Below are 17072 nucleotides of genomic sequence, written 5' to 3'. Positions count from 1 at the left end.
CTCCGGGCGCTCGGCGAGCCGCCTCCGTGCCGCCCGCAGCGCTCGGGGCGTCGCCGTCGAGAGCACCACCGCTCGGACCACCGGGTCGCGGAACGCACGGCCGCCCGCCGTCAGGATCCCCGCCTGCACCAGGGCGCTGTCCCCGTCTCCGGGGGCCGACCCGATGCTCTCCGGGAACTCGGCGCCCGCCACCGCGGCGACCAGGAGCGCCTCCCGGCACTCCTCCGACAGCGGAGCCAGCAGGTCGAGCACCCTGGTCTCGGCCTGCTCGAGCCGCGGGTAGACCGGGAAGGGCGAGGGAGCGTCCTCGTCGGCCCAGGCCCGCCCGAGGACGTCGAGGAGCAGCGGATTCCCCTCCGCGACCCGCAGCAGGCGCGCCTCGACGGCGAGCGACCGCCGGCCGCCGTGGGCGCGCAGGAAGCCGCAGGCCGCCTCCGCGTCGAGGGGCTCGGTGCGACGGTGCCGGAGGCCCTCCCAGCCGGCGAGGACGCGCCGGTCGCCGGTGGCGAGGAGGCAGGCGGCGCCGACCTCGTCGACCAGCCGGGTCACCAGGGCCTGGAGGGTCTCGCGGGCGGCGACGTCGAACCGCTCCCAGTCGTCGACGACGATCAGGAAGCCGGGGTCGCAGGGCGAGGCGGAGGAGTCGCGCACCCGCTGCAGACGGCCGATCAGCGTGGCGAACAGCGCGAGCGAGGACGCGCCGATCACGGCGTCGCCCCGGTCCGGCCGCACCTCCACGACCTCGCAGCCGGCGGCGCGAGCGGTGGCCGCGGCGGAGCGCAGCATGTGCGTCCGGCCCGAGCCGATCCCGCCCTCGACCACCAGGAGCCGCTCCCGCGCGGGCGACGCCGAGCTCAGCATCCGGACCACCACGTCCTCGGGGGCGCTCGGGTGCGCGGGCGGCGAGGAGAGTGCACTGATCGTCATCGCGACTCCTGAGGGACGGGTTCCGAGGACCCCATGCTGACCGCCGGGCGCGGGCGCGCTCTCCTCCCTCTGTCGGAACCCTCCGGAGCGCTCCCTCTGGCGAACCGTCCCGAGCGCCCGGCCCCCGGTCGGCGCCGGGCAGGAGGCGCAGCAGGGCAGTGGGCCCCGCGAGCGCCCGACGGTACTCTGTGTCCCACCGGATGACCGGTACGGCCCCACCCCCGCACGACCGCCGCTCGACCCGGCGGGTGATCCGATGGAGTCGCACGATGAGCTCTCGCAGCCCCCTCGCGGAGTTCCTCCGCGCTCGCCGGGCGGCGCTGCGGCCGGAGCAGGTCGGCGTGCCGACCGCGGGCACCCGGCGGCGGGTGTCGGGCCTGCGCCGCGAGGAGGTCGCCGACCGCGCCCGGATCAGCCGCGACTACTACCTCCGCGTCGAGCAGGGGCACGCGGTCGCCCCGTCCGACCAGGTGCTGAACGCCCTCGCCGAGGCGCTCGCCTTCGACGAGTTCGAGCGCGCCTACCTCTTCCGGCTCGCCCGGCTGCGCCCCGGGCCGCGCGATCCCGACTCTCCTCCGCCGGGCCAGGGCGTGGAGTCGCTGCTCGCCCACTGGCCGAGGACCCCGGCGTACGCGTTCGACCGCAACCTCGACGTCCTCGGCGCGAACGACCTGATGAGCCGTCTCGCCCCCGACAAGGGCGTGCCCGGCGCCAACATGCTGCTCTCCACCTCCCGCGGCTACGCGCGTGCCGTGGCGAACGGCGACCCGCCGGACCAGCTGCAGGCGTGGGGCCAGGTCTTCCGCGAGCTGATCGCCGCACTGCGGTTCTACAGCGTCCCCGACGATCCGCGGCTGCACGAGATCGTCGGCGAGTGCTCGGTCGAGAATCCGCTGTTCCGGTCGATCTGGGCCGAGTACCGGGTCCGCCCCTTCACCCACCGGTGGATCCGCGTCCACGTCGAGCCGTTCGGCTGGCTCGACCTCGAGATGCAGACCCTGGAGCTCGCCGGCGCTCCGGGCCGGTACGTCGTGACCTACCTCGCGGCAGCGGGGACTCCGGCGGCCGCGGCCGTCGACGTCCTCGCCTCGCTGCGGCACGCTCCGGAGGCGGGCACCGCGCTGGCCGCCCCGGCCGGCGCCTGACTCGTGGCGGCGAGCCGCGCGAGCGCCTCGCGGCCCGCCGCGTCACCCGCCTCGAACAGGAGCAGGAGGCGCGCGCCGTCCCGGACCACCCGGTAGTCCATCGGAACGGAGCCAACCGCGGTGTCGAGGAACACGACCGATCCGCGTGCGTCGGCCTCCGCCCCGGCCGCCCACGAGTCCGCGAACCGCGGGCTCCTCGCCGAGAGCTCCCCGACGACCGTCAGGAACTCCCGGTCCCCCCGATGCCGCTCGAGCGAGTCGCGGAGCATCGCCGCGACCTGGTCGGCGGCGGATCCCCAGCAGGACAGGTCCTCGACCTCGGACGAGTCCAGGAAGGTGAAGCGGGCGATGCTCACTCCCGGGGCGAAGGCGGGCGAGAGCGCCGGCGCGAGCGGAGTCGCGGCCAGCACCCGCAGGTGCCGGTCCAGCAGCACCGCCGCCCTCCCCGCCCACGGCAGGAGCGCCGCCTCGTGATCCTCCGCCATGTCCCCGTCCCCTCCGCGCGTCCCTCCCTCAGCGCAACGGAGTGATCCCCTGCGTCCCGGGCGGGAAGGTCGCCAGCACCTCCTCCGGGATGTTCAGGTGCTGCGCGACCAGCGACGGCGGCAGGTGGCTCAGCCACTGGGCGAGCGACACCTCCTCGTAGCGGGAGCTCTTGAAGGTCTCGATGTAGACGAGCGTGTCGTCGCCGGTGTTCTCCACGTAGTGGCCGAAGTTGCGGCGCACGACGCCCACGTCTCCGGCGTGGAAGTCGGTCGTGTTGGCGTGCGGGCCGGTGTTGAAGACGGTCATCCGAGCGGATCCGCGGAGGTAGTACTGCCACTCGTCGGCGTTGGGGTGCCAGTGCAGCTCGCGCATCGAGCCGGGCTCGACGGTCGTCAGCGCGGCCGAGACCGTGCGCGAGGCCGGGAAGTTCGTGCTGTCGGCGATCTGGATCCGGCCGCCGCTGTTCTGGTACACGGGCTCGGAGCGGGAGAGCCGGAAGATCACCGCCTCGTCGCCGTCCTGCACCCCGGCCGCGGCCCGGTCGGCCTGGAGGTCGCCGGGCACGTCGCCCGGGAAGATCCAGAGGTCGTGCAGCGGGATGTCGCGGAAGACCTCCTGCGCGACGCCGAAGTTCTTCGCCAGCACGTCCGGCGGCGTGTGCGCGAACCAGTCGGTGAGCAGGAGCGTGTTGCTCTCGGACTGCTCGCCGTCGTCGAACGCGAGCACGAACTCCGCCCCGTCCGGGCCGAGGCCCTGCAGGGAGTGCGGCAGGCCGGGCGGGAAGTACCAGAGGTCCCCCTCCTGCACGTCGTCGACGCTGGGCCGGCCGGTGCGGCTGAGCGTGGTGATGCGGCAGTTCCCCTTGGTCATCAGCGCCCACTCGGCGCTCTGGTGCCAGTGCAGCTCGCGGATCCCGCCGGCCTCGAGGTACATGTTCACGCCGGCGATCTCGTTCGAGATCGCGAAATCGGCCTGCGTGAGCTCGCGCGCCCAGCCTCCCCGCTGCACCCGCCGCGGCGAGATGTTGAAGGAGGACCAGAAGAACGGCTGCGTGCTGATGTCCGTCGCGGGCGCGGCGATCTGGTTCGGGAACAGTCCCTCCAGGACGCGGTTCTGCGGGCCGGTCATCGTGTTCGCCGAGGGATCGCCCTCGGTGTTCACGATCCCCTCCTGGGGGAGGTCCGGGTCTCCGAAACCGGGGGTCTCGTGGTGCGGAGCGGTGCTGTCGTCGGGTTCCACGGCGTTCTCCCTGCTGATCGTCCTGCGCGCCTGCGCTGCTCCGATCCCACCGCTCCGGCCCGGGCGGCACCACGGTCATCCGACTCGATCCGCGCCCCGACGACCGGCCCGGGTCAGCCGCCCAGGCCCTCGAGCACGTCCCGCGAGGGCACGAAGTAGACCCCGCCGGTCGTCGCGGTCGAGAAGTCGAGGAGGCGGTCGTGCCGGCCCGCGGGCACGCCGACGAACATCCGCGTCAGCATCGTCTCGATCACCGACAGGTCGGCGGCCAGGCCGAGGAAGCACGTGCCGAACTCGCCCCTGCCGGGCCGGCCGAAGGGCATGTTGTCGCGGAGGATGTCGTGCTCGGTCCCGCCGGCGTCGACCACGGTCGCGAGCCCCTTGTGCGAGAGCTGCGCCGGATCGTCCTCGCGCTCGACGTTGTCGGCCTTGCTCCGGCCGATGACCCGCTCCTGCTGCTCGGTGGTGAGCGCGTGCCACGCCGTCAGGTCGTGCAGGTACTTCTGCACGACTAGGTAGCTGCCGCCCGCGAACGCCGCGTCCTCCGCGCCGATCAGCGCGACGCGGGGCAGCGCCTCGCCGGTCGGATTCTCGGTGCCGTCGACGAAGCCCAGCAGGTCGCGGTTGTCGAAGTAGCGGAAGCCGACCACCTCGTCGCGGACGACGACGTCCTCGCCGAGCGCGTCGAGCAGGAGGCGCTCGAACTCGAAGCAGGCGTCGTCCCGCTCCGCCCGGATGTGGAACAGGAGGTCGGTCTGCGTCGAGACGGCCGTGTGCGCCGCGCCGACCACCTCCCGGAACGGGTGCAGCTGCGCGGGGCGCCCCTCCCCGCCGAAGCGGTCCCACGCGTCGCTCCCGATCCCGACCAGGCAGGAGAGGCGCAGGCCCAGGTCGCGGAAGCCGACCGCGCGGAGGATCCCGCCCACGTCGGCGACGACGTCCCGCACGCGGTCCGCGGCGTCCTGCCCGCCGACGATGTCGAGCGAGAGGAAGACGGCGGACCGGCTGAGCGGAGCGACGACCGCCTGCGGCTCGATCGGGACGCGGTCCTCGACGGTCACCGGAGCACCGCCCGCTGGGGCGTCGTCGTCCTGCGCGTCGGCAGGGCCGTCGTCGTGGGCGTCGTCGTGGGCATCGCGACCTCCGATCCGCGCGCCGCGGGAGGGCGCGTCCGCCGCGATCCTGTCAGCGTCCGCGGTGCCGGTCACGAGTCATCCGACCCCACTCGGCGAGCGCGGCCGGCGGCCCCGGCACCGCCCGGGCGACCAGGTCTGGACGATCGTCGGAACATCTCCCCGCGCTCTTCAGGGAGCGCTCCCACGCCCCTATCGTGGAGCCGCTCCCCACCCTCATCCGGGGAGGCACCACCTTGGACACGACCCGGGCCGGGCTCGGGATCGACACGAGCACGGAGGTTCGAAGATGCCGTTTGTGACCACGGACGACGACGTCGAGATCTACTACAAGGACTGGGGCAGCACCGACGCGCAGCCCATCGTCTTCCACCACGGCTGGCCGCTGTCGTCCGACGACTGGGACGCGCAGATGCTGTTCTTCCACGCGCACGGCTACCGCGTCATCGCGACCGACCGCCGCGGGCACGGACGCTCGACCCAGGTCGGCACCGGACACGACATGGACCACTACGCCAGCGACGTGAACGCGGTCGTCGAGCACCTCGACCTGCGGAACGCGATCCACATCGGCCACTCCACCGGAGGCGGCCAGGTCGCGCGCTACGTCGCGAAGTACGGCGAGCCCCAGGGCCGCGTGGCCAAGGCCGTCCTCGTCTCGTCGGTCCCGCCGCTGATGGTGCAGACCGAGGCGAACCCCGAGGGCACGCCGATCTCGGTGTTCGACGGCTTCCGCGACGCTCTCGCGGCGAACCGCGCCGAGTTCTACCAGGCCGTGGCCTCCGGGCCCTTCTACGGCTTCAACCGCGAGGGCGTCGAGCTCTCGCAGCCCGTGGTCGACAACTGGTGGCGCCAGGGCATGACCGGATCCGCGCTCGCGCACTACGAGGGCATCAAGGCCTTCTCGGAGACGGACCAGACCGAGGACCTGAAGGCGATCACCGTCCCCGTCCTCGTCACCCAGGGCGACGACGACCAGGTCGTCCCCTACAAGGACGCCGCGCTCAAGCAGCACGAGCTGCTGCAGAACTCGACGCTCAAGATCTACGAGGGCTACCCGCACGGCATGCTGACCGTCCACGCCGACGTCATCAACCCCGACCTGCTGGCCTTCATCCAGGAGTAGCGCGGCACGCTCGCAGGCGCGTCCCGGCCGTTCCGGGGCGCGCCTGCGCGTCTGCGCTCGAACGGGGGCCGGGCGCCCCTGCGAGCGGAGTCCCGCCTCAGACGTCGGCGCCCGCGTCCCTCCCGAGCACCGCGGCGAGCTCGCCCCGCCCGCCGATCCCGAGCTTGCGGTACGCCGCGTACAGGTGCGCGCCGACCGTGCGCGGCGAGAGGAACAGGTTCTGCGCGATCGCGCGGTTCGACAGCCCCGTGCTCGCGAGAGCGCAGATGCGCAGCTCCTGCGGGGTCAGCGTGGCAGCGGCCGGCGACGGCGCGTCCGCGATCCTCCCTCCGGCGGCCCGGAGCGCGTCACGGGCCCGATCGGCCCAGGCGTGGATCGGCAGCTCCTCGAGCATCGCCAGTGCCTCGCGGAGGAGGGGCCGCGCCTCCGCCGCCCGACCGGCCCGGTGCAGCCCGTCGCCCACGAGCAGCAGCGCCCGCGCCCGCACGTACGGGAGCGGCGGCGGAGTCCGGCGGAGCAGCCCGGCCGCGGCGTCCGGCGCTCCCTCGGCGAGCGCCACGGCGATCTGCGCGTACCGGAGGGCCGCCTCGATCATCGGCTGGTGCCAGCGCTCGAAGAGCGATTCCAGCCTCGCGGCGTGCAGGCGCACGACTCCGACGTCCCCGATCGCGAGAGCCGCGTCGACGAGATCGGGCGTGGTGAGGATCGCGAAGCCGGGGTTCAGGGAGTCGTCGTCCCTGTCGAGGAGGGGCAGGAGCTCCGGCACGGCGTCGCCCGGTCGCGACTCGAGGACCGCCACCGCCGCTCGCGATCCGCGGAGCGTCGCCCGCATCACGCTCGAGCAGAGGACGGCCGCGCCGATCGCGCTGCCCGCGCTGATCGCCTCGGGATCGGGCGCGACGCCCTCCATCGCGTCGAACCAGGCCAGGCAGGCCCGGGACGCGGTCTCGAAGCCGACGTCCCCCAGGTCGCTCCCGAGGACGAGCGCCTCCTCGGCGAAGGAGCGGGCGCGCGAGATGCGGCCTGCGAGCGACGTGGTCATCGAGGCGGCGAGGAGCGCCTGCGGGAGGATCCGGATGTCGCCGCGCGCGCGCAGCCCGGTGATCGCCTCCTCCAGGAGCTCCCGGGCGACCTCGACCTCGCCCGCCGTGTTCAGCGCGTAGCCGAGCCACCACGCCTCCTCCGGACCGCTCGCCCCGCCGGCCGCCGCGAGCGCCCGCCGGACGACCTCGTCGCCGCGGGCGATCGGCTCGGTGACCGCCGCGAGCAGGACGGCGCGCGGGTCGGAGTCGTCGAGGGCGAGCGCGCGCACCGCCTGGATCATCGGCTCGCCGGGCGACGCCTCGCGGTTGTGGTCCCAGGCGATGGCGGCGAGGTGCAGGAGCGCGGCGGTCGCGGCGTCGACGGCTCCGTGGCTCTGCAGCGCGGTCACCGCGGCGAGCGCGGGCGAGAGGTCTCCCCGCGAGAGGGCCGTGCGCCCGGTCGGCAGCGTCTCGCGCGTCCAGGCGGCGCGGGCGGTGAGCACCGGATCGACGGTCTCACCCGCCGCGCGGTGCACGAGCAGCGCCGCCTCCGCGGTCCGGCCGGCGAGTCCGGAGTACTCGGCCGCGTCGATCAGGCGCGAGACGCGCAGCGGCCCCGCGGGGGTCAGCTCCGCCGCCCGCTCCATCGCCTGAGCCGCCAGGACGACGTCGCCCGTCGCGAGGCCGGACGCCGCGAGACCGGCGAGCTCCTCGCCGACCGGCCCGTCCGAGCCGGTCGCGAGCTCCGACCGCCACCAGAGCGTCCGGCTCGGGTCGTCGCGGTGCTCCTGGACGAGCGTGCGGAGCACGGCTGCGCGCTCGGAGGGGCGGCTCACGCTCGTCACCGCAGACTGCACGAGAGGGTGCCGGAAGCGGAGTCCGCTCCCCGGCGTCCAGCTGAGCAGCGACGCGGCGACGGCCCGGTCGATCCAGGAGGGGTCGGGGTGGCGGCCGATCGCCAGGTTCGCCAGCCGGCTCGCCTCCTCCGCCGTCGCGACGTCGCCCAGCGCCACGGCCAGCACGGCGAGCCGCGAGGGCTGGTCGAGCTCCGCGAAGCGCTCGGCGAAGGCCGACTCGAGGCGTCCGGTCACCGCGCGGTCCTCCGCCTCGTCGGCCGACGGGTCGCGTCCGGTCAGCTCCACCAGGGCGAGCGGATTCCCGCGGGCGAGGTCGAGCAGAGCGCGCCGGGCGGCGCCGCGAGGAGGATGCGGGAGCGTGTCCAGGAGGGCGGCCGAGTCGGCGGCCGACAGCGGCCCGAGGTGGAGGTGCTCGAGGCCGGAGTCCTCCTCGGGCCGGTCCCTCGTGGTCATCACGACGACGACGCGGTCCTCGCCGATGCGCCGGGCGAGCATCCGCAGCGCCCACGCCGACTCCGGGTCGATCCGGTGCAGGTCCTCGACGACGACCAGCAGGGGCCGATCGGCGGCGGCGTCGCTCAGGAGGGTCAGGGCCGAGAGGCCGGCCAGGAGCGGCGTCGGCTGCACTCCGTCCGCCAGGTGGAAGGCCACGCGGAGCGCGTCCTGCTGCGGCAGGGGCAGGCCGTCGAGGCCCGGGCGGAGCGGGTGCAGGAGGAGCTGCAGCGCCGCGTACTGGTCGCCCGACTCCGCTGCGGAGCCCGCGGTGCGCAGCACCCGCACGTCGCGTGCGCGGGCGTAGGCGACGACCTCCTCGACCAGGGTGGTCTTGCCGACCCCGGCGTCCCCGTCGATGACGAGCGCCGACCCGTGGGCGGCGATGCCGTCGACCATCAGACGGAGCCGCGCGAGCTCCGATCCCCGACCGACGACGAGCGCGTCCCGCTTCACGCGTCGAGTATCGCACCCTCGCGCAGACACTCCTCGACCCGGTGGCGGGCCCGGATGAAATCGATCGCGGCGGCCGCGGCGCTGCCGGGGGCGCCGAAGAAGGAGGTCAGGAAGTGGTCGCCTCCGTGCACCTCCAGGGTCTGCCAGCGGAAGGCGATGAAGCCGAAGGGATCGACGCGCACCGGGGACGAGCCCTCGCGGAGCGGATACGCCTCCTGGCTCGCCCAGACGCGGCGGAAGACCCGCGAGCGGCCCCCGAGCAAGGCGACCAGGACCCGCAGACGCGGGTCCGCCGGATCGGAGTGGAAGCGGAGGGCGGCGGTCATCACGGCGATCGTGCGGTCCCAGTCCTCGTGCCGCTCGGCGTCGGTCTCGAGCGCCGCGGCGTCGACGACGGCCTCGATCATGTTGGTCCCCTGCTCGCAGGCCAGGGGGAGGAACAGGCGGCCGAGCTCGTTCACGGCGACGAGGTCCAGGTAGCGGTCGACCACGTAGGCGGGCGTCGTGGTCCAGGACGAGACCATGCTCGTCAGGCTGCCGACCTGCGCCGGGGTCGGCCCGGCCTGCGCCCAGATCGGTGAGCGGCGCGGCGCGGCGTGCCCGCCGAGCCGGAAGAGGTAGTCCCGCCCGTCCGCGTCGAGGCGGAACGCCCGGGCCAGGGCGTCCAGGACCTGCGCCGAGGGGCGGCGGTCCTTGCCCTGCTCGAGCCGCAGGTAGTAGTCCGGGCTGATCCCCGCGAGCACGGCGACCTCCTGGCGGCGCAGCCCGCTGACGCGGCGCCTGCCGTCGGCGCCCAGGCCGACCTCGTCGGGGCGCAGCCGGTCGCGGTGCCCCCGGAGGTAGGCGCCGAGCCGTGCGGTGTCCGTGTCCGTGTCCACGATCCCGCCCTTCTCTCCCTTCGAGGCTAGGGAGGAGGCGGGCCCGACTCCACGCGACGCCGACCTAGATCCGCGGAGGGAGTACCTAGATCGGCGGGGCGTGCTTCCGGGTGGGTGCGGTGCGCGGCGGGGTGCGGAGGTGCGCGGCGGGGTGCGGAGGATCGCACCGGCACTCGGCGCACCCCTCCGCGGTCAGGCGACTCCGCGGTCAGCTCAGCTCCGCCGCGGCGTCGGCGATGACCCGCGCGACCTCCTCCGGGTGCGAGCGCATCACCAGGTGCGGCGCGTCGAGCTCGACGACCGAGCGCACGCCCGCCCGCCGGTAGCCGAACCGCTCGACGTCCGGGTTGATCGTCCGGTCCGCGGCGGCGACGACGCCCCAGCTCGGCCGGGTCCGCCAGGCGGCGACGGGAGCGGCCTCGCCGAAGGCCAGAGCGGCGAGCGGGCGCTGGCCGACCGCGAGCACGGCCGCCTCGGCCGGATCGATCCCGGCCGCGAGCACCTCCGGGAACGCCGACACCGCGACCGACACGTCCGTGCCCGGCTCCGCTCCGTCGATCGGGAACGGGGTGTAGACGAGGTTCGCCGGCAGGTCGGAGTCGGGGAAGGCGCCCTGCAGCTGCCCGAGGCTCTCCCCCTCCTCGAGCGCGTAGGCCGCGAGGTAGACGAGGCCGACCACGTTCCCGGCGGCGCCCGCCACCGTGATCACGGCGCCGCCGTAGGAGTGGCCCGCCAGCAGGACCGGCCCGTCGAGCTGCTCCACGAAGGAGCGGAGGTACTCCGCGTCGCCCAGCAGGCTGCGGTTCGGCACTGCAGGGACGCGCACGGCGTGGCCGGCGTCGAGCAGGATCCGCGTGACCGGGGCGAAGCTCGCGGCGTCGGCGAACGCTCCGTGGACGAGGACGATGGTGGGTGCGGGCATGGGCTGTCCTTCCGGTCGGGCTGCGGTCCGGCAGCCGGCTGCGCAGCCGATCCGGACCCGGGCCGAACCTAGGACGGCGGACGGCGCGCGTCGTGACCCCGCGACTCCCCTGCCCACCGGGCGGCCGCCTGTGGCCCGCCCGAGGACACGCTCCAGCGCTCGTCCCGCCCGCTCACGGCGGGCCCGGCCCGCCACTGCGTCCACGTCCTGGTCCCGGCGGGGTCACCCTTCGACGGCTGGACCGCCCGGGATAGCGGCACCGTCGGCCGGCGGGCTCTCCGGCCGGATCGCCGGCGACAGCGGCGGATCGGCACGCGGCCTCCTGCGGCCCGAGACCCGGGCGGCGGCGCGTCAGCTCGCGAACTCCTCCGGCCAGCCCAGCGCGGCCAGCGACCGGCGCACGCGCTCGATGTCCTCCTCCGAGGGCAGCTCCGAGGTCACTCCGGCGATCGCGGTGCCGACGTCCGCGCGGGAGGCGGGCGCGTCGGCGGCGAGACCGGCGGCCACCTCGGCCACCTCCTCGTCGCTCAGACGGCGGCGGAGGAGCGCCAGCAGCGGCACGAAGTCCTGCTCGGGCAGCCCGGCCGGATAGCCGGCGCGCAACCAGCGGACGATGCGCGCGACCAGGCCCTCGCGGGTGTCCGGCTCGGCCAGCGACTCCGGGCCCGCCAGCGGCCAGCCCGCGCTCGCGAGCCGCGAGGAGACGCGGGCGACGTCCTCGGGCATCGCCGGTCCGAGCAGCAGCTGCTCGATCCGCTCGCGCACCACGGCCCGTGAGACGACCGTCTCGGCCCGCTCCGACTCCGACAGGAGCCGCGCGACGACCTGCTCGACCTCGTCCGTCGTGAGGCTGCGGCGCAGCAGGCCCAGCAGCGGGAGGTAGTCCTGCTCCGGCACGCCCGACGGGTAGCCCGCGCGCAGCCAGCCGACCACGCGGGCGACGATCCCCTCCCGCGCCGCGATCGGATCGGTCGAGGCCATGCTCAGCCCTTGGGCACGAAGGTCGGGATCACGTGCTCGAAGCTCACCGACTGGCCGAGACCCGTCGCGATGATGACGCTCAGGCCGATCACGACGGAGCCGACGACGAGGGCGAAGCAGAGCACGCCGATCCCGCGCAGCACCGGGGCGGGCAGACCGCTCCGGACCGCGGGGGCGTCCGACCCGCCCGAGGCGGGAGCACCGGCGGCGACGGCGAAGGAGCGGACGCCGACGGCGAAGAGCACGGGCAGGCCCGCTCCGAGGAGCACGGCGACGAGGGCCACCTGGCCGGCGGCGGAGAGGAAGAGGGAGAGCACGGTGCGGATCCTTTCGCTCAGACGCCGGCGGTCTCGGGCGCGGGGCGTGCCGCCGCGTCCTGCCACTCGTCGTTGACGTTGTGCGCGCCGATGCTGTCGCGGCGCGAGCGGATGTAGATGAGGGAGGCGACGGCGACGAGGATCGCGGCCATCAGGAGGCCGCCTGCCGCGCCTCCGACGAGGTGGCCGATCCACCACATCACGGCGCCGACGAGGGCGGCGGCCGGGAGGGTGATGACCCAGGCGATCACCATGCGCAGCGCCACGCGCCAGCGCACCTGCGCTCCGGGGCGGCCGACTCCGGAGCCGAGGATCGAACCGGTCGCGACGTGGGTGGTCGAGAGGGCGAAGCCGAGGTGGCTGGAGGCGAGGATGACCGCGGCGGAGGCGCTCTCGGCGGCCATGCCCTGCGGGGTGTCGATCTCGACGAGGCCCTTGCCGACGGTGCGGATGATCCGCCAGCCGCCGATGTAGGTGCCGAGCGAGATGGCCAGCGCGCAGCTGAGCTTGACCCAGAAGGGGACCGACTCGGTGTCGCTCCAGCCGCCGGCCGCGATCAGCGCGAGCGTGATCACTCCCATGGTCTTCTGCGCGTCGTTGGTGCCGTGCGCGAGCGAGACGAGGGAGGCGCTGCCGATCTGACCGAAGCGGAAGCCGCGGTGGAGGCTCTTCTCGGCGAGGTTGCCGATCACCCGGAAGACGAGCCAGGTGCCGATCGCCGCGACCGCTCCGGCGAGCACGGGCGACATCAGCGCCGGGAGGATCACCTTGCCGACGACGCCGTCGAGCTTCGTGCCGTCGCCTGCCCAGTTGACGCCGTTGAGGCCGAGGCCCGCGAGAGCGGAGCCGATCAGGCCGCCGAAGAGGGCGTGCGACGAGCTCGAGGGCAGGCCGAGCAGCCAGGTCAGCAGGTTCCAGACGATGCCGCCGATGAGGCCGGCCAGCACGATCAGCAGCAGAGCCGAACCGCCGTCCTCGAGCAGCGCCGGATCGGGTGCGCCCGAGGAGTCCTGGATCTTCACGACCGCGTTGGTGACGGTCAGCGCCACCTCGATGCTGAGGAACGCACCGACGAGGTTCAGCGACGCCGAGAGGGCGACGGCGGTGCGGGGCTTCAGGGCACCGGTCGCGATGGACGTGGCCATCGCGTTCGCCGTGTCATGGAAGCCGTTGGTGAAGTCGAAGGCGAGGGCCGTGACGACGACGAGCGCGAGCAGGATGAAGGGATCCACGCAGACATGATGCTCCCGCGGCGGGAGGCGTTCCGGCGTGGTCGCGAGGCTTCACCTGCTGTTCACCTCGCGGGGCACGCCCGCCCGAGTACCCTGTGCGGATTCTCAGGCGGGCGGCGCATCGGTGGGTGCGATTCACCTGAGTCCGCACCGGCATGCGGCGCTCAGACGGGTGCGCTCAGGAGGCCGAGCGCGGCATCGGCGGGGTGAGGTCCGGGGTGTGCGCGGGGTCGGAGTCGGGGGCCGGCTCCGGCTGTGCGGCGGACCCGGCCGCGGCACCGGCGTCCTCGGCGGACTCCTGATCCTCGGCGGGCTCCTGCGAGCCGGGAAGCGGCGGGGTGAGGTCGAGGGCGCCGACCGCCGGCTCGGCGGCGTGCTTCGGCGTGGTCGGGCGGTTCTCGGCCGCGGCCGCCTTCTTCGCCGCCTTCTCCTGGGTCCGCTTGAGCTTCTCGGTCTGCTCGGCCAGCTTGCGGGCCTTCTTGCGCAGCTTCTTGCTGGAGTCGCGGACCGCCTCGTGCGCCGCGCGCACCGACTTCTCGGCCTTCTTCAGCGCCTTCTTCGCGCGCTTCTGCGCCGCCTTGTCGCGTGCGTCCTTGTCCTTGCCGGTCCCGGCCATGTCCGCTCCTCCGCTCGTCGACCGCTCCGGCCGACTCCCCCACGCTACCGAGCGGCACCCGCCCCGCGAACCCGCTGGCGAGCGCGCCCGGGCCGCGCTAGGCGCGCGGGCGGCGGCCGTTCTGCGCCCGTGCCGTCCCGCCTCCCCTTCCCCCTGGTCGCCGCCTCTCCTCCTTTCTCCTCGGCTCTCGCTTCAGCCCTGCGGTGCCGTTCGCGGCTGGGAGTCGCGGGCGAGTGACCCCGCGACGGGCGCGGGTTCGGCAGGCTGGGGGCATGGTCTTCCAGCACGATCCCGGCGGCTACCAGGGCCGCGCCGGCCTCCGGCGTCCCGTGCGCGGGCCCAGGCGCGACAAGTGGATGTGGTGGCGCCTGGGCTCCGGAGTCGCGGCGACGGTCGCCGGTGTGATCGCCCTGCTCGTCTTCACCGCCGACCGCTGAGCACGCCCACCGGCGACCCGGCGCGCCCCCGCCGCTCCGGATCGAGAGCCGATCGATGCGCTCAACCGCTTGACTCCGGAGGTTTCTCTCAGGTCGGATCCGGCGGAACGCGGGTAGTTTGGAGGGTCGCATCGGCTCAGCCGTGCGATCAGCCCCACTGCCCCACCCGGCGCTCGCCTCCCCCCTCGAGCGTCGGCAGACCTGGAACCTCCTCTGCATGCACCGTTCGTCACGCGCCTCGACTCCCACCCCCGCAGGAGCCGAGACCGGCAGTCCGTCCGCCCTCCCGACCCGTCGCTCGCTCCGTGAGCAGGAGTCCCGCAGCCGCCGCACCTCCCGCGGCCCGTCGCGCCCCCGCGTCTCCGCCGTCGCCGCGATGACCCTCGTGGCCGGCATCGCGATCACGTCGACGATGCCCGCGTTCGCCGTGGGCGGCACCGCCGACTCCGAGCTGACCCGCGACACGGCCACCGCCGTCGCCGCGGCCCGCCCGCAGAGCTTCGTGGCGGCCGGAGTCGTGCAGCAGAGCGTCACCCGCGACGCCTTCGCCGCCGAGGCCAAGCCCGAGGTCCTCGTGCCCACCGCGTCCCTCGACGCGATCACCGCCACCTCCGGCGAGTCGACCGCGGCCGCCGCCGGAGCGTCCGGAGCGTGGGTCGTCCCGATCTCCGGCCACATCAGCAGCAGCTACGGCCCCCGCCCCGACGCGCCGGTCGCCGGCGTGAACCTGTTCCACAAGGGCACCGATCTCGCCGGCGCCTGCGGCACTCCCGTCCTCGCGGCCTCCAGCGGCACCGTCGAGGAGGCGTCGTACCAGGGCAGCTACGGCAACTGGATCCTGCTCGACAATGGCGGCGGCATCGAGACCGGCTACGCCCACAACAGCGAGCTGATGGTGTCGGTCGGCGAGACCGTCACCGTCGGCCAGGTCATCGCGCTGCGCGGCTCGACCGGCGCCTCGACCGGCTGCCACCTGCACTTCGAGACGCGGGTCGACGGCGAGGCGGTCGACGCCGTGCCGTTCATGGCCGAGCTCGGCGTCCCGATCGGCTGACGCCCCGGGCGACTCGAGAACGCAGACGTCGCGGTGGCCGCTCTCGACCACCGCGACTTCTGTGTTCTCGTGAGCGCGCAGGCCGGCGTCAGGGCCCGGGGACCGTCCGCGCCCCGGTCGAGACGGCGGCCGACCAGTGCGCGTCGTCCGGCACCGTCGTCACCCTGATCTCGGCGTCCTGCTCGACGGCGATCTGCATGGTGCCCGTGTTGCCGCCTCCCGTGCCGGTGCGGGTCGTGCTCGGGCTGTAGACGCACGACGATCCGCTCGTCATCAGGCCGACGACCTCGATCGTCACCTCGGCGTCCGCGGTGTCGCAGGCGACCGAGACGGTGATGTGCAGCGGATCGCCGCTGAGGTTCACGGTCTGCGGATCGACGGGGCCGACCTGGTCGGTCCACCGCACGGCGGCGGTCGCTCCCTCGGGCAGCGTCACGGGCCCGAGCGGAGCGTCGGTGGGCGTCGCGGTCGGAGCGGCCGTCGGAGCAGCGGCGCCCGGGGCGGCGGGTGTCGCCTCCTCCGCCTGGTCGGCGCCGCTCGTGCAGCCGCTCAGAGCGAGCGCGGCGAGCAGTGCCGAGGCGCCCAGCGCGGTCGCGCGCCGTCCCGCCCGGAGCCCCGTCGCCCGGCGCGGAGCGGTCGTTCTCGTGGTGTCCATGGTGGTTCCCCCTGTCCACTGGCGTCCCTCCGGTCTACCCGAGCCCGCGCGGCCGCGGACCGCACTCTGCGGCGGTTGCCAGGGTCGGGAGCCGTGCTGCGGATCGATGGGGAGCTCCTCCGTACCGGCGCGGCGGCCCGTCGATCCGCTCGGGTGCCGCGGATGATCGGCACCGGGCGGATCCGACGCCCGCCGCACCCGGCGCACCCCGCCGAGCCGCCCCTCTGCACCCGGAAGGCACCGCCATGATCGCCTCGAACACCTACCCCTTCGCCGGACGCACCGTCCTGATCACCGGAGCCGGCTCCGGCATCGGCCGCTCCATCGCACGCGCTTTCCTTGAGCAGGGCGCAAGCGTCGCGGTCGCCGGGCGCACCCCCGCCACGCTCGAGGAGACCGTCGCCGGCTTCCCGGCCGAGCGCGTCCTGGTCGTGCCCACCGACGTCTCGGTCCGAGCCGAGGTCGACGCGCTCGTCGAGGGCACCGTCGCGAGGTTCGGCGGGATCGACGTCCTCGTGAACAACGCGGCCGGCCACCTCGGCGGCCCGATCGAGGAGGTGGAGGACGACGCCTGGCGCTCGCTCTTCGCCACGAACGTCGACGCCCTCTTCTACGCGGTGAAGGCGGCGCTCCCCCACCTCAAGGCGAGCCGCGGCAACATCGTCGTCGTCTCCTCCGTCTCGGGCATCCGCGGCGACTGGGGTCAGGCCGCCTACAACGCGACCAAGGGCGCGATCACGACGTTCGTGCAGTCGCTGGCCCTCGACTTCGGCGCGCACGGGGTGCGGGTCAACGCCGTCGCCCCCGCCTTCACGCAGACGCCGCTGACCGAGTCGATGGCCTCGACCCCCGAGGAGCTCGCGCCCTTCATCGACCGCATCGCCCTCGGACGCACCGGGCAGCCGGACGACATCGCCCCGCCGGTGCTGTTCCTCGCCAGCGCGGACGCGGCGTACATCACCGGCGCGATCCTGGCCGTGGACGGCGGAACGAGCGCCTCGACGGGGCAGCCGCACCTGTAGGCGGCCTGACCCCAGTCGCCGCGGATGCCCGAGACGGAGGAGACGACGACGATGTTGCCGCGGCTCGCCTTGAGG

Annotated in this window: 17 protein-coding genes; 5 read left to right on the top strand and 12 right to left on the bottom strand. The window is 74.4% G+C overall.

Annotated elements, in window-relative coordinates; genetic code table 11:
- The coding region (locus C5C37_RS16495; RefSeq protein ID WP_219814504.1) for a hypothetical protein at positions 1-927 on the bottom strand (927 nt) is incomplete at its 3' end.
- Positions 928-1196: 269 nt separating this feature from the next.
- Between C5C37_RS16495 and C5C37_RS16490 the strand changes: the two genes are divergently transcribed.
- Complete coding sequence (locus C5C37_RS16490) at positions 1197-2072, top strand: helix-turn-helix transcriptional regulator (RefSeq protein ID WP_104288714.1); 876 nt, start codon at positions 1197-1199, stop codon at positions 2070-2072.
- Here C5C37_RS16490 and C5C37_RS16485 read toward each other — a convergent pair.
- The 3 genes from C5C37_RS16485 to C5C37_RS16475 all read right to left on the bottom strand — a co-directional run bounded on the left by C5C37_RS16485 (position 1964) and on the right by C5C37_RS16475 (position 5005).
- A complete protein-coding gene (locus C5C37_RS16485) occupies positions 1964-2557 on the bottom strand; it encodes a hypothetical protein (protein ID WP_104339296.1) in 594 nt (197 codons plus the stop codon). The genes C5C37_RS16490 and C5C37_RS16485 overlap by 109 nt on opposite strands.
- Before the next feature lie 28 nt (positions 2558-2585).
- Entirely contained in the window at positions 2586-3797 is a 1212-nt protein-coding gene (locus C5C37_RS16480; protein ID WP_244229514.1) for a cupin domain-containing protein, read from the bottom strand.
- 113 nt (positions 3798-3910) lie between these two features.
- The gene (locus C5C37_RS16475; RefSeq protein ID WP_308471058.1) at positions 3911-5005 is read right to left on the bottom strand and encodes a Dyp-type peroxidase; all 1095 of its coding nucleotides are present in this window, start codon (positions 5003-5005) and stop codon (positions 3911-3913) included.
- A 214-nt stretch (positions 5006-5219) separates the two neighbouring features.
- Between C5C37_RS16475 and C5C37_RS16470 the strand changes: the two genes are divergently transcribed.
- A complete protein-coding gene (locus C5C37_RS16470; RefSeq protein ID WP_104224006.1) occupies positions 5220-6056 on the top strand; it encodes an alpha/beta fold hydrolase in 837 nt (278 codons plus the stop codon).
- Between the two features lie 97 nt (positions 6057-6153).
- Here C5C37_RS16470 and C5C37_RS16465 read toward each other — a convergent pair whose 3' ends face one another.
- The 7 genes from C5C37_RS16465 to C5C37_RS16435 all read right to left on the bottom strand — a co-directional run bounded on the left by C5C37_RS16465 (position 6154) and on the right by C5C37_RS16435 (position 13829).
- Positions 6154-8883 carry an AAA family ATPase gene (locus tag C5C37_RS16465; RefSeq protein ID WP_104339295.1) on the bottom strand — a complete coding sequence of 910 codons (2730 nt, stop codon included), beginning with the start codon at positions 8881-8883 and terminating at the stop codon, positions 6154-6156.
- The gene (locus C5C37_RS16460) at positions 8880-9761 is read right to left on the bottom strand and encodes a helix-turn-helix domain-containing protein (RefSeq protein ID WP_181127446.1); all 882 of its coding nucleotides are present in this window, start codon (positions 9759-9761) and stop codon (positions 8880-8882) included. Before C5C37_RS16460 ends, C5C37_RS16465 begins: the two co-directional genes overlap by 4 nt.
- Positions 9762-9969: 208 nt before the next feature.
- Positions 9970-10683 (bottom strand): alpha/beta fold hydrolase, encoded by a 714-nt coding sequence (locus C5C37_RS16455; RefSeq protein WP_104224009.1) that lies wholly within the window; start codon positions 10681-10683, stop codon positions 9970-9972.
- Between the two features lie 351 nt (positions 10684-11034).
- Entirely contained in the window at positions 11035-11664 is a 630-nt protein-coding gene (locus tag C5C37_RS16450) for a DUF3349 domain-containing protein (protein WP_104224010.1), read from the bottom strand.
- Positions 11665-11666: 2 nt separating this feature from the next.
- Positions 11667-11981, bottom strand: coding sequence for a hypothetical protein (locus tag C5C37_RS16445; protein ID WP_104227380.1), 315 nt, complete (start codon positions 11979-11981; stop codon positions 11667-11669).
- Between the two features lie 17 nt (positions 11982-11998).
- Positions 11999-13213, bottom strand: a complete 1215-nt coding sequence (locus C5C37_RS16440) for an inorganic phosphate transporter (protein WP_104224012.1) — start codon at positions 13211-13213, stop codon at positions 11999-12001.
- A 178-nt stretch (positions 13214-13391) separates the two neighbouring features.
- Entirely contained in the window at positions 13392-13829 is a 438-nt protein-coding gene (locus C5C37_RS16435; RefSeq protein WP_104273730.1) for a hypothetical protein, read from the bottom strand.
- Between the two features lie 272 nt (positions 13830-14101).
- Here C5C37_RS16435 and C5C37_RS17675 point away from each other — a divergent pair, with 272 nt between their 5' ends.
- Together C5C37_RS17675 and C5C37_RS16430 are read left to right on the top strand one after the other, a co-directional pair.
- Positions 14102-14266, top strand: a complete 165-nt coding sequence (locus tag C5C37_RS17675; protein ID WP_159940529.1) for a hypothetical protein — start codon at positions 14102-14104, stop codon at positions 14264-14266.
- Between the two features lie 217 nt (positions 14267-14483).
- The gene (locus C5C37_RS16430) at positions 14484-15320 is read left to right on the top strand and encodes a M23 family metallopeptidase (protein WP_104257449.1); all 837 of its coding nucleotides are present in this window, start codon (positions 14484-14486) and stop codon (positions 15318-15320) included.
- Positions 15321-15408: 88 nt separating this feature from the next.
- On the opposite strand, the gene C5C37_RS16425 is transcribed toward C5C37_RS16430, so the two are convergent.
- Entirely contained in the window at positions 15409-15975 is a 567-nt protein-coding gene (locus C5C37_RS16425) for a hypothetical protein (RefSeq protein WP_104261232.1), read from the bottom strand.
- Positions 15976-16220: 245 nt separating this feature from the next.
- On the opposite strand from C5C37_RS16425, the gene C5C37_RS16420 reads away from it, so the two are divergent.
- Positions 16221-16997, top strand: coding sequence for an SDR family NAD(P)-dependent oxidoreductase (locus C5C37_RS16420; RefSeq protein ID WP_258074192.1), 777 nt, complete (start codon positions 16221-16223; stop codon positions 16995-16997).
- Positions 16998-17072: the final 75 nt, after the last annotated feature.

It is taken from the genome of Rathayibacter sp. AY1F9 (genome assembly GCF_002932155.1).
GTDB lineage: Bacteria > Actinomycetota > Actinomycetes > Actinomycetales > Microbacteriaceae > Rathayibacter.
Note: the sequence above shows the minus strand (reverse complement) of the source record. Positions and strands in the feature narration are given on the sequence as shown.